Here is an 11,936-nt window from a genome sequence, read left to right as displayed (position 1 = left end):
CCTCCGCGATTGGGCCGGGAATCCCATGTTTAGCCTGACGCTTTACAGAGATGGCAAAACCGACAACCCGCGCCCGGCGCGAGGTCCATGGACCCGCCCGGCGCCGTCACAGGACAGGGTCAAGTAAACAGTGAAGACGACGACGATGTTCCACAAGATCGCCAACCCGCGACGCACGACGCTGGCGCACCTGGACGACGCCGGCGAACTGCAGACGCCGGAGCAGCCGGAGCACAGCGTCGAACTCCCCGCACAGACCGCCAACCCCAAGCGCACCATCCTCATCGAGGTCCCCGTCGCGGCCGCCGCGGCCGCGGTGTGACACCAGGTAGTACGCGCACCGGCCGCCGACTGCTCAAGGCGGCAGGACACGAACATCGAGGGCGCCCTCCGGCAGCGGGGGGCGCCCTTCATCATGAGCACGGCGCGGACACCCGCCCGCGTTAGCCTGGAGCGTCAGACTCCAGCCGCTTCAGTCAAGGGGCCAAGCATCCCGTGCGCATCGCCAGATTCTCCATCGACGGGAACGTCGCCTTCGGCGCCATCGAGGGCGAAAAGCAGGACGAGCTAGTCCTGGACATCATCAAGGGCATCCCGTTCGCGGACTTCGAGCTCTCCGGGACGAAGGTGCCGGTCAGCAAGGTCAGGCTGCTGCCCCCGGTGCTCCCCAACAAGGTCGTGGCCTTCGGCCGCAACTACGCCGAGCACGCCAGGGAACTGGGCAACGAGGTCCCCGACGCCCCCTTCGCCTTCTTCAAGCCCTCCACCTCGGTGATCGGCCCCGGCGACGACATCCAGTACCCCTCCTTCTCCGAGGAACTGCACCACGAGGCCGAGCTGGCCGTCGTCATCGGCCGGATGTGCCGTGAGGTCCCGCGCGAGCGCGTCCGGGACGTGATCTTCGGGTACACCTGCGCCAACGACATCACCGCCCGCGACGTCCAGCGGCGCGAGAAGCAGTGGGCCCGGGCCAAGGGCTTCGACTCCTCCTGCCCGCTCGGCCCCTGGGTGGAGACGGACCTGGACCCGGCCGACCTCACCATCCAGCTCACCGTCAACGGCCAGCAGCGCCAGCTCGGCCGTACGAGCGAGATGATCCACTCCATCGAGGACCTGATCGTCAACATCTCCGAGGCCATGACGCTGCTCCCCGGCGACGTGATCCTCACGGGCACCCCGGCTGGGGTCGGCCCCCTGAACGTCGGCGACGAGGTCGCCGTCACCATCGAAGGCATCGGCACTCTCACCAACAAGGTTGTCAAGCGTGGCTAGCGCACCCGGCACTCCCGTACGCGTCCGTTTCTGTCCGTCGCCCACCGGTAACCCCCACGTGGGCCTGGTGCGCACCGCCCTGTTCAACTGGGCGTTCGCCAAGCACCACCAGGGCACTCTGGTCTTCCGCATCGAGGACACCGACGCGGCGCGCGACTCCGAGGAGTCGTACACCCAGCTGCTCGACTCGATGCGCTGGCTGGGCTTCGACTGGGACGAGGGCCCCGAGATCGGCGGCCCCCACGCGCCGTACCGCCAGTCGCAGCGCATGGACCTGTACAAGGACGTCGCGGCCAAGCTCCTCGACGCCGGCCACGCCTACCGCTGCTACTGCTCCCAGGACGAGCTGGACACCCGCCGTGAGGCCGCCCGCGCCGCCGGAAAGCCCTCCGGCTACGACGGCCACTGCCGCGAGCTGACCGACGCCCAGGTCGAGGAGTACAAGGCCCAGGGCCGGGAGCCGATCGTCCGCTTCCGGATGCCCGACGAGACGATCACCTTCACGGACCTGGTCCGCGGCGAGCTGACCTTCACCCCGGAGAACGTCCCGGACTACGGCATCGTCCGCGCCAACGGCGCCCCGCTCTACACGCTGGTCAACCCGGTCGACGACGCCCTGATGGAGATCACCCACGTCCTGCGCGGCGAGGACCTGCTCTCCTCCACCCCCCGCCAGATCGCCCTGTACAAGGCGCTGACCGAGCTGGGCATCGCCAAGGAGACCCCCTCCTTCGGCCACCTGCCCTACGTCATGGGCGAGGGCAACAAGAAGCTCTCCAAGCGCGACCCGCAGTCCTCCCTCAACCTCTACCGGGAGCGCGGCTTCCTCCCCGAGGGCCTGCTCAACTACCTCTCCCTGCTCGGCTGGTCCCTCTCCGCCGACCAGGACGTCTTCTCGATCGACGAGATGATCGCGGCCTTCGAGATCTCCGACGTGAACCCCAACCCGGCCCGCTTCGACCTGAAGAAGTGCGAGGCCATCAACAGCGACCACATCCGCCTGCTGGATGTGAAGGACTTCACCGAGCGCTGCCGCCCCTGGCTCCAGGCCCCGTTCGCCCCCTGGGCCCCGGAGGCCTTCGACGAGGCGAAGTGGCAGGCCATCGCGCCGCACGCGCAGACCCGTCTCAAGGTGCTCTCCGAGATCACCGACAACGTCGACTTCCTGTTCCTGCCGGAGCCGGCCGAGGACGAGGCCAGCTGGACCAAGGCCATGAAGGAAGGCTCGGACGCCCTCCTGCGCACCGCCCGCGAGAAGCTGGAGGCCGCCGACTGGACCTCCGCCGAGTCGCTGAAGGAGGCCGTCCTGGCCGCCGGTGAGGCACATGGCCTCAAGCTCGGCAAGGCCCAGGCCCCCGTCCGTGTCGCCGTCACCGGCCGCACGGTCGGCCTGCCGCTCTTCGAGTCCCTGGAGGTCCTGGGCAAGGAGCGGACCCTGGCCCGGATCGACGCGGCGCTGGCGAAGCTGGCCGCGTAACGCACCACCCACCGACGAGGGCGGCGTCCGCTTCGGACGCCGCCCTCGTCGTGTCCGCCCAGCCGTCACCCGGAGTTCACCCTTCCGGCCAACTCCCGTCCCCTGCGGAGACGTTGGATGCCCCCTGTGCACACGGTGCGCGTGTGCGCCCTGGTACCGGGGGAGGGAACATGAGCCGTTCACGAAGACTTGTCCACACGGCCGTCGGCGGGGTGGTGGCCCTGTCCTGCACCGTGCTGTCCGCACCCGCGCAGGCGGCACCCGACGCCGGGGAGCCGGTGGGCACGGTGCGGCTCGTCACCGAGAAGCGCGTGACCGTCGACTACCCGTGGGCCGGCGCGTCCGGCTTCCAGTACCGGCCGGGAACCACCTCGGTCACCACGGTGGACTACCCCGACGCGGTCCCCCCTGCCCATGCCGGTCCGGACGACCTGGCCAGCGGCACCGACGTCGTGAACACCCGCTCGGGCCAGACGGTCACGCAGAAGCACCGCTCCACGGGCGTCACCGCCACCGTCACGATCCCCTCCGGCCACGCCGTCCGGGCCACCGTCGGTTGGAGCGTGCTCACCATGGACGGCACGGGCGCCCTGCACGTGCTGCGCGCCGCCGCCGACGGCACCACCACGGACACCCCGGTCACCGGCCTCCCCGCGGGCGCCCGCCCCGTCTACTACCGCACCGGCGGCTCGGTCGGCCGTCTCGCGATCGTGTACGTGCTGGACGACAAGACCTCCGTGGGCCTGGTCGACCTCGCGGACGGCGCCTTCCGCACGTACGTCAACGCCGACGAGGCGACCCCGCAGCTCGCCTTCAACGACCGCTGGCTGGTCGCCGACTGGAAGGCGATCCGGGTGGACGCCGGACCCGGCACCGAGCCCACCGCCCTCACCAGGACCGACGCCCAGCTCGAAGCCGTCGTCGGCGACCGACTCCTCATCGGCAACCCCACCTTCGTCGTCGGTGGCACCGAAGCCGCGCTCGCCGCCCGTTCCCTCCCCACCGGCGCCACGAGCACCGTGCTCACCTCGTCCTTCGGGGGCATCGGCCCGACCCTGGACGGCGGCGCCCTCGCCACCGCCGGACCCTCCAGCCTCGACTGGAACATCCACCGCATCACCCCCACCGGCAACGGCGGCCTCACCACCACCAAGGTGGCCCAGGTCCCCGCCTTCTCGACCGGAGTGGAGGCACTGGCCGTCGCCGGCGGCGAGTTGTTCCTCTACGGCACCACGCCGGGCGGCTCCCACCGGTACAACAGCTTCCAACTGGACGCCGCCGGCAAGCCCACCGGCTCCCAGACCCGCCGCAGTCCGGGTCTGGCAGCGCCCCGCTGCCTCACCGGCGACGCCGCCTGCCCCCAGCTGGAGGCCCTGGGCGACGGCCGCGTCGCCTCCCTGTGGACGGACACCGACGGCAGGGAAGCGGTCCTGAACGTCGGCCTCGACACCACGACCGTCGTCAACGCCCCCACGGACGGCGACTCCGCGGGCCGCCTCGCCGGCAGCAGCGGCCGCTACGCGCTCTACAACGGCGGCTCCGGCACCCAGCGGATCACCGACTTCCCGCGCGCCGCGACAAGCGGCACGACCACCCTCACCCGCGCCCGCACCGCCGCCGCCGTCTGGGGACAGACCCTGTGGGCCCCGGGCAGCACCCAGGGCGCGGTCACCGGCCGCAACCTCAAGACCGGCACGACCACCACCATCGCCACCGGCGCCCCCTGCACGCCCACCGACATCCAGGCCGTCAACACCTGGCTGTACTGGTCCTGCGGCACCTCGGCGGGCGTCTACGACCGGGCCACCAACCGCAGGATCACGGTCCCGGCCGACATCGGCCCGGCCCGCCTCGCCGACGGCTTCCTGCTCCGCGAGAACCGCACCACCCACGACCTGCTGCTCACCGACTTCCACACCGGCACGGCCACCACCCGCGCCCTGGTGAGACTGCCGGCCACCGACCAGAACACCGGCGGCAGCAACGGCCGCTGGGCCGTCGACCGCTTCGGCGGCCACATCGCCTACCTCAACGGCACCTACGGCGAGGTGTCGATCGTCCCCAGCGGCGTTCCGACCTCGCCGCTCGCGCAGACGGAGGCCCAGGTCTACTCGCCGACCGTGATCGGCAGATCGTTCCCCTGGTCACCGGTCTGGCAGCTGAACAAGCCGTCCACCTGGACCCTCACCCTGACCACGGCCTCCGGCACCGCCGTCCGCACCCTGACCGGCACCTCCACCGGCGCCGCCGTACGCCCCGCCTGGGACGGCACCACCGACACCGGCGCCGGGGCGCCCTCCGGCGGCTACACCTGGAAGCTCAGCGCCCGCCCGCGCGACGGCCAGGGGCCGGACCTCACGCTCTCCGGCACGATGACCCTGGGCTGAGCGCGGGGCGCGGTGGGTACGGTCGGACCATGAGCATCCAAGCCGTGGTCTGGGACGTCGACGACACCCTCTTCGACTACACCACCGCCGACCGCCTCGGCATGCGCGCCCACCTGATGACCGAGGGCCTGCTCGACGACTACGACACCGTCGACCAGGCCCTCGCCCGCTGGCGGGAGATCACCGACCTGCAATGGGCGCGCTTCGCGGCGGGGGAGGCCACCTTCGAGGCCCAGCGGCGCGACCGCGTACGGGTGTTCCTGGGCCAGCAGCTGACCGACGCCGAGGCCGACGCGTGGTTCCGTCGCTACCGCGACCACTACGAGGAGGTCTGGACCCTCTTTCCGGACGTCCTGCCCGTCCTCGACGCCCTCGCCGCCAGCCACCGGCACGCCGTGCTCTCCAACTCCAGCATCCACGTCCAGGACCACAAGCTCCGCGTCCTCGGCGTCCACGACCGCTTCGAGAGCATCCTGTGCGCAGCGGAACTCGGCGTCTCCAAGCCCGAGGCCGGCGCGTTCCTCGCCGCCTGCACGGCCCTGGATCTGCCGCCCCACCAGGTCGCCTACGTCGGTGACCACCCGGAGATCGACGGGCGGGGCGCCGCCGACGCCGGGCTGCTGTCGGTGTGGATCGACCGCGGCGGCATGTACGCCACGATCGAGCCGCCCGTCGGTCCGCACCGCGTCGCCTCCCTCGCCGAACTGCCCTCTCTGCTCGGCACGGATAGTCGTTTTGGAGCCCCGTCCACCTTCAGGTAATGTTCTTCCTGCGCCGCGGGGCCGGGCCGGAAGGCCGGAACCCCAGGCGCACAACTAGAACAAGAACCCCCTCAGGGGCTTGCGTTCCAGTGGCCTATGGTGTAATTGGCAGCACGACTGATTCTGGTTCAGTTAGTCTTGGTTCGAGTCCAGGTAGGCCAGCTCGCAGAGCTCATCTGCAAGGCCCCCGTTGTGTAGCGGCCTAGCACGCCGCCCTCTCAAGGCGGTAGCGCCGGTTCGAATCCGGTCGGGGGTACAGGGTTCCGAAGGATCGACGATCATCTCGGAACTGCTAGGGCCCCCGTTGTGTAGCGGCCTAGCACGCCGCCCTCTCAAGGCGGTAGCGCCGGTTCGAATCCGGTCGGGGGTACTGACTGGTCTAAACCACATTGGTCTATGGTGTAATTGGCAGCACGGCTGATTCTGGTTCAGTTAGTCTTGGTTCGAGTCCAGGTAGACCAGCTCGGACCTGCGGCGGTGCAGTACTAAACGCTTGCAGGCTCCACGCCCCCGTTGTGTAGCGGCCTAGCACGCCGCCCTCTCAAGGCGGTAGCGCCGGTTCGAATCCGGTCGGGGGTACATCAGAGAAAGGCCCTCCACTGCGGTGGGGGGCCTTCTTCGTACGCCCGTTGTTTGGGGGCGCGGGGAACTGCGCGAGCAACCACTGCCGGGCCCGCACCCGACGACGAAACCGCCCCCGCCATGGCGCTGGGTCGGGGGGAAAGCCTGCCGCGGCGTTGAGGCCTGCTCTCCCCAAGGGTGATCAGTCGGTTCAGCCGGTCCGTCGCAGCGCCTCGGAGAGGCGCCCCGCCGCATCGATCACAGCCTGCGCATGCATTCGCCCCGGGTGCCGCGTCAGACGCTCGATCGGCCCGGACACCGACACGGCCGCCACCACACGGTTCGACGGCCCCCGCACCGGCGCGGAGACGGACGCGACCCCCGGCTCGCGCTCGCCGATCGACTGGGCCCAGCCCCGGCGCCGTACGCCCGACAGGGCCGTCGCCGTGAAACGGGCGCCCTGCAGACCGCGGTGCAGCCGCTCCGGCTCCTCCCAGGCCAGCAGGATCTGTGCCGAGGAGCCGGCCTTCATCGTGAGCGTCGAGCCGACCGGGACCGTGTCCCTCAGGCCGGACAGACGCTCCGCCGCGGCCACGCAGATCCGCATGTCGCCCTGGCGGCGGTAGAGCTGCGCGCTCTCGCCCGTGATGTCACGGACATGGGTGAGCACCGGGCCGGCGGTGGCGAGGAGACGGTCCTCACCCGCTGCCGCGGCGAGTTCTGCCAGGCGGGGGCCGAGAATGAAACGGCCCTGCATGTCACGCGCCACCATGCGGTGGTGTTCCAGGGCCACGGCCAGGCGGTGGGCCGTGGGTCGTGCCAGTCCGGTAGCGCCGACCAGGCCCGCGAGGGTGGCCGGACCGGACTCCAGAGCGCTCAGGACGAGGGCCGCCTTGTCCAGAACGCCGACGCCGCTACTGTTGTCCATGAAACGATACTCGCGTCTCACTCTGTGAAACGCAAGTTCAATTTTCCGTGGAACCCGCCACTCTTGAAGACACGAAGTCACAACGGCCCGTGACGTACGGGCCTGGCGGCGGATGCCCGGAATCCAGGGGCGCGGGCCCGCCTCCTCAAGATCTCTAGTTGGGCCGGCGGATCGTCGTCGGCCGGAGGGAACAGCGATGGGTAGGACACTCGCGGAGAAAGTCTGGGACGACCATGTCGTCCGGCGCGCCGAGGGCGAGCCCGACCTTCTCTTCATCGATCTGCACCTGCTGCACGAGGTGACCAGCCCGCAGGCCTTCGACGGCCTCCGCAAGAGCGGCCGCAAGGTGCGGCGCCTCGACCTCACCATCGCCACCGAGGACCACAACACCCCCACCCTCGACATCGACAAGCCCATCGCCGACCCGGTCTCCCGGGTCCAGCTGGAGACACTGCGCAAGAACGCCGCCGAGTTCGGCGTGCGCCTGCACCCGCTGGGCGACGTCGAGCAGGGCGTCGTGCACGTCGTCGGGCCTCAGCTGGGCCTGACCCAGCCCGGCACCACCGTCGTCTGCGGCGACTCCCACACCTCCACGCACGGCGCCTTCGGCGCGCTGGCGTTCGGCATCGGCACCTCCCAGGTGGAGCACGTGCTGGCCACCCAGACGCTGCCGATGTCCCGCCCGAAGACCATGGCGATCACGGTCGACGGCGAACTGCCCGACGGCGTCACCGCCAAGGACCTGATCCTGGCGATCATCGCGAGGATCGGCACCGGCGGCGGCCAGGGCTACGTCCTGGAGTACCGCGGCGAGGCCATCGAGAAGCTCTCGATGGAAGCCCGCATGACCATCTGCAACATGTCGATCGAGGCCGGTGCCCGCGCGGGCATGATCGCCCCGGACGAGACCACCTTCGCGTACCTCCAGGGCCGTCCGCACGCCCCCGAGGGCGCCGACTGGGACGCGGCCGTCGAGTACTGGAAGACGCTCAGGACGGACGAGGACGCCGAGTTCGACGCCGAGGTCGTCATCGACGCCACCGAGCTGGCGCCGTTCGTCACCTGGGGCACCAACCCCGGCCAGGGCGCACCCCTTTCGGCGTCCGTCCCCGACCCTGCTTCGTACGAAGACGCATCGGAGCGCTTCGCCGCCGAAAAGGCCCTGGAGTACATGGGGTTGGAGGCGGGTCAGCCGCTGCGCTCCATCAAGGTGGACACCGTCTTCGTAGGCTCCTGCACCAACGGCCGCATCGAGGACCTGCGGGCCGCGGCCGAGATCGTGAAGGACCGCAAAGTCGCCGACGGCGTACGGATGCTGGTCGTCCCGGGCTCCGCGCGGGTCGGTCTGCAGGCCGTTTCCGAGGGTCTGGACGTCGTCTTCAAGGACGCCGGCGCCGAATGGCGGCACGCGGGCTGCTCGATGTGTCTGGGCATGAACCCCGACCAGCTGGCCCCGGGTGAGCGCTCCGCGTCCACCTCCAACCGCAACTTCGAGGGCCGGCAGGGCAAGGGCGGCCGTACGCACCTGGTGTCGCCGCAGGTCGCGGCCGCGACCGCCGTCCTGGGCCACCTGGCCTCCCCGGCCGACCTGTCCGCCGCCGACACCCGTACGCCCGCTGGAGTCTGATCAGTCATGGAAGCCTTCACCACCCACACCGGCCGGGCCGTCCCGCTGCGCCGCAGCAACGTCGACACCGACCAGATCATCCCCGCCCACTGGCTCAAGAAGGTCACGCGCGACGGGTTCGAGGACGGGCTGTTCGAGGCCTGGCGCAAGGACGAGACGTTCGTGCTCAACCAGCCCGAGCGGCAGGGCGCGACCGTCCTGGTCGCCGGCCCCGACTTCGGCACCGGCTCCTCCCGTGAGCACGCCGTCTGGGCGCTGCAGAACTACGGCTTCAAGGCCGTGATCTCCTCCCGCTTCGCCGATATCTTCCGCGGCAACTCGCTCAAGAACGGCCTGCTCACGGTCGTTCTGGAGCAGAAGATCGTGGACGCGCTGTGGGAGCTCGCCGAGAAGGACCCGCAGGCCGAGATCACCGTCGACCTGGAGAGCCGCGAGGTGCGCGCCGAGGGCATCACCGCCGCCTTCGAGCTGGACGAGAACTCCCGCTGGCGGCTGCTGAACGGCCTCGACGACATCTCGATCACCCTCCGGAACGAGGAGGACATCGCCGCGTACGAGGCGAAGCGTCCCGCCTTCAAGCCGCAGACGATCCAGCTCTGATCCGGAGCACGATCCGCCGCCTCTGAACAAGGCGACTTTCGGCCACCGCAACACCCCCTCTGTACCCCCGATCAGCCCGATCGGGGGTACAGCCGTTTCTGCACCCGAACGGCCCTGCCCGCCCGGAATGCGACGCTCAACTTCCCGCGTTATGCCGGTGGTTGTCGGGGTACGCGAGGTGTACAGCCGCGACTTCCGCGCGTGCCCGGAAGGCCGTTTGCGGCGGCAGTTGTCCCCTGCGCAGGCGACAACTCGCCCCAGATGGCACAATCTGTGCATGGAACACGACGGCCAACTCGAGCTCTATGCGGCAGTCGCGGGCCAACTCAAGGAAGCGCACGCAAGAGTGCGCGCACTGCAAGTCCCGGAGGGCGTACGGATGGCGCTGACCCGGAAGCTGCTGGTCATTACGGCCGCGGCCAAGCACGATCTCGCCGACGCGGCAAGGCGGCTGGAACGGTTCACCGCGGACCTCGACGAGGGACGTCTCCCCGACGAGGAACGCTGAACCGGACGACACCGCCGAGTTCGTTGCGGCACAAGGGTGAGAAGCCCGTTTCGTGTTTGATTTGCGGTATATATCTGCCTAACGTGCGAAAAAGCTTGAACACATTCGTTCTGGCGATGTCTCCGAAGGGGAAGACGTGAACAAGGCGCAGCTCGTAGAAGCGATTGCCGACAAGATGGGCGGCCGTCAGCAGGCCGCCGATGCTGTCGACCACGTACTGGACGCCATCGTCCGCGCGGTCGTCTCGGGTGAGCGGGTTTCCGTCACCGGCTTCGGTTCGTTCGAGAAGGTCGACCGTCCGGCCCGGTACGCCCGTAACCCCCAGACGGGCGAGCGGGTTCGGGTCAAGAAGACCTCTGTTCCGCGCTTCCGTGCGGGTCAGGGCTTCAAGGACCTGGTCAGCGGCTCGAAGAAGCTGCCGCGTGGCGGCGAGGTCTCGGTCAAGAAGGCGCCGAAGGGCAGCCTGACCGGCGGTGCCGGCGCGACGGTGAAGAAGGCCGCAGCGAAGAAGGCGACCGCGAAGAAGGCCGCCGCGAAGAAGACCACCGCCAAGAAGACGACGGCGAAGAAGGCGACCACGAAGACGGCGGCCGCGAAGAAGACGACGGCGAAGAAGGCGCCCGCCAAGAAGACCACGGCGACCGCCAAGAGCACCGCCGCGAAGAAGACCACCGCCAAGAAGGCCCCGGCGAAGAAGGCCACGGCCAAGAAGGCGCCCGCCAAGAAGTCGACGGCGCGCAAGACCACCGCCAAGAAGACCACCGCCCGCAAGAAGTAAGGGCGCCGGGTACTCACGCGACGGGCCGGACTCCCGCATGGAGTCCGGCCCGCGGCGTGTTCAGGCACAGGTCGATCAAGCAGAGGTCGTGCAAGCAGAGGTCAGAGGGTCTGCAGTGTCACCAGAGTGATCCTGAGGTCGTCCTTCGCGCCTTCCACCTCGATACGCACGCGCTGCCCCGGGCGCAGCAGCCTGAGACCCCCCGCGTCGAACGCCGGCGCGTCGAAGGGCACCGGGGTGCCGTCGTCCAGGAGCACCTGCCCGCTGCGGCTTTCGGGGTCGTACGTATAAGCGGTCGCCTGCATGGCCGCAGCCTACTGCCCGGGGATCAGCAATCGCGCGGCGGCCGCGGCCGTATGAGGACCGACCCCCAGGGCCAGCGCGTTGCGCAGGTCGTCGCCGGTGTCCACGTCCTGGCGTACGGAATCCACGCCGGCGAGGCCCAGTTCCACGGCCCCGGACGCGTGGTGCCGGGCCCGGGAATCGGTCCCGAAGGCCGGGAGCAATTCACGGCCCGGGGCGGCGGCCAGCAGGGTCGTTCCGATTGCGGCCGCGTCCGGGAGAAATGCGCGCGGGAATTCAGCTGCCGCGTCGAGTACCCGAGTCAATTCCGGCGGGCGCAGTGCAGGCAGATCGGCGTTGAGCGCGGCCACCGGACTTCCGGGACGAGTGGACCGTATGATCCCCGCCCCGTGTGCGAGAGCGGCGTTGAGGCCGCTTCCCGGTTCGTCGGGGATGATCGCGGCGCCGAGTACCGCCAGCTCACGGCCCGCCCGGGCGTCGTCCGTGACGACTGCCACATCCCGTACCGCGGGACAGGCCAGCGCCGCCGCCACGGTGTCCTGGGCGAAGGCGAGCGCCAGGCCCGGCCGCAGCCCGTCGTCCGCGGTGTCCGCAAGCCTGCTCTTGGCCTGGGCCAGGGGTTTCAGGGGTACGACCAACGTCCACTGCACAGGTGTTCCGTCCCTCTCTTGTCGCGGTCATTGTCACCCGGGGCATCGGGCGGCGGGCAGGTCGGGGCGTACGGTGTTCTCGAC

Annotated in this window: 12 protein-coding genes and 5 tRNA genes; 14 read left to right on the top strand and 3 right to left on the bottom strand. The window is 69.8% G+C overall.

Annotated elements, in window-relative coordinates; translation table 11 throughout:
- Positions 1-130 precede the first annotated feature (130 nt).
- The 10 genes from ACIBK5_RS27185 to ACIBK5_RS27140 all read left to right on the top strand — a co-directional run bounded on the left by ACIBK5_RS27185 (position 131) and on the right by ACIBK5_RS27140 (position 6,476).
- Complete coding sequence (locus tag ACIBK5_RS27185; protein WP_399023574.1) at positions 131-322, top strand: hypothetical protein; 192 nt, start codon at positions 131-133, stop codon at positions 320-322.
- Positions 323-495: 173 nt separating this feature from the next.
- The gene (locus tag ACIBK5_RS27180) at positions 496-1,272 is read left to right on the top strand and encodes a fumarylacetoacetate hydrolase family protein (RefSeq protein ID WP_399023332.1); all 777 of its coding nucleotides are present in this window, start codon (positions 496-498) and stop codon (positions 1,270-1,272) included.
- The gene (gltX, locus tag ACIBK5_RS27175; RefSeq protein ID WP_399023330.1) at positions 1,265-2,749 is read left to right on the top strand and encodes a glutamate--tRNA ligase; all 1,485 of its coding nucleotides are present in this window, start codon (positions 1,265-1,267) and stop codon (positions 2,747-2,749) included. Before ACIBK5_RS27180 ends, gltX begins: the two co-directional genes overlap by 8 nt.
- A gap of 170 nt (positions 2,750-2,919) precedes the next feature.
- Positions 2,920-5,136 carry a FlgD immunoglobulin-like domain containing protein gene (locus tag ACIBK5_RS27170; RefSeq protein WP_399023327.1) on the top strand — a complete coding sequence of 739 codons (2,217 nt, stop codon included), beginning with the start codon at positions 2,920-2,922 and terminating at the stop codon, positions 5,134-5,136.
- A gap of 29 nt (positions 5,137-5,165) precedes the next feature.
- Positions 5,166-5,897 carry an HAD family hydrolase gene (locus ACIBK5_RS27165; RefSeq protein WP_399023325.1) on the top strand — a complete coding sequence of 244 codons (732 nt, stop codon included), beginning with the start codon at positions 5,166-5,168 and terminating at the stop codon, positions 5,895-5,897.
- A 90-nt stretch (positions 5,898-5,987) separates the two neighbouring features.
- Positions 5,988-6,059: transfer RNA gene (locus ACIBK5_RS27160), tRNA-Gln, on the top strand.
- Positions 6,060-6,080: 21 nt separating this feature from the next.
- A tRNA-Glu gene (locus ACIBK5_RS27155) sits at positions 6,081-6,153 on the top strand.
- 41 nt (positions 6,154-6,194) lie between these two features.
- Positions 6,195-6,267, top strand: a tRNA-Glu gene (locus tag ACIBK5_RS27150).
- Between the two features lie 20 nt (positions 6,268-6,287).
- A tRNA-Gln gene (locus ACIBK5_RS27145) sits at positions 6,288-6,359 on the top strand.
- Between the two features lie 44 nt (positions 6,360-6,403).
- Positions 6,404-6,476: transfer RNA gene (locus ACIBK5_RS27140), tRNA-Glu, on the top strand.
- A 193-nt stretch (positions 6,477-6,669) separates the two neighbouring features.
- Here ACIBK5_RS27140 and ndgR read toward each other — a convergent pair.
- Positions 6,670-7,386 carry an IclR family transcriptional regulator NdgR gene (gene ndgR / locus ACIBK5_RS27135; protein ID WP_184598579.1) on the bottom strand — a complete coding sequence of 239 codons (717 nt, stop codon included), beginning with the start codon at positions 7,384-7,386 and terminating at the stop codon, positions 6,670-6,672.
- Positions 7,387-7,582: 196 nt separating this feature from the next.
- On the opposite strand from ndgR, the gene leuC reads away from it, so the two are divergent.
- The 4 genes from leuC (at position 7,583) to ACIBK5_RS27115 (ending at position 10,899) form a co-directional block, all read left to right on the top strand.
- Complete coding sequence (leuC, locus tag ACIBK5_RS27130; protein ID WP_399023323.1) at positions 7,583-9,013, top strand: 3-isopropylmalate dehydratase large subunit; 1,431 nt, start codon at positions 7,583-7,585, stop codon at positions 9,011-9,013.
- Between the two features lie 6 nt (positions 9,014-9,019).
- A complete protein-coding gene (gene leuD, locus ACIBK5_RS27125; protein ID WP_399023321.1) occupies positions 9,020-9,613 on the top strand; it encodes a 3-isopropylmalate dehydratase small subunit in 594 nt (197 codons plus the stop codon).
- 277 nt (positions 9,614-9,890) lie between these two features.
- Positions 9,891-10,121 carry a hypothetical protein gene (locus ACIBK5_RS27120; protein WP_359757513.1) on the top strand — a complete coding sequence of 77 codons (231 nt, stop codon included), beginning with the start codon at positions 9,891-9,893 and terminating at the stop codon, positions 10,119-10,121.
- Between the two features lie 136 nt (positions 10,122-10,257).
- A complete protein-coding gene (locus tag ACIBK5_RS27115; protein WP_215118325.1) occupies positions 10,258-10,899 on the top strand; it encodes an HU family DNA-binding protein in 642 nt (213 codons plus the stop codon).
- A gap of 101 nt (positions 10,900-11,000) precedes the next feature.
- Here ACIBK5_RS27115 and ACIBK5_RS27110 read toward each other — a convergent pair whose 3' ends face one another.
- Both ACIBK5_RS27110 and cofC read right to left on the bottom strand, forming a co-directional pair.
- Complete coding sequence (locus ACIBK5_RS27110; protein ID WP_184598572.1) at positions 11,001-11,204, bottom strand: hypothetical protein; 204 nt, start codon at positions 11,202-11,204, stop codon at positions 11,001-11,003.
- A gap of 9 nt (positions 11,205-11,213) precedes the next feature.
- Positions 11,214-11,852 (bottom strand): 2-phospho-L-lactate guanylyltransferase, encoded by a 639-nt coding sequence (cofC, locus tag ACIBK5_RS27105; protein ID WP_399023318.1) that lies wholly within the window; start codon positions 11,850-11,852, stop codon positions 11,214-11,216.
- Positions 11,853-11,936 lie beyond the last annotated feature (84 nt).

The sequence above is a fragment of the Streptomyces sp. NPDC050546 genome (assembly GCF_044457425.1).
GTDB lineage: Bacteria > Actinomycetota > Actinomycetes > Streptomycetales > Streptomycetaceae > Streptomyces.
Note: the sequence above shows the minus strand (reverse complement) of the source record. Positions and strands in the feature narration are given on the sequence as shown.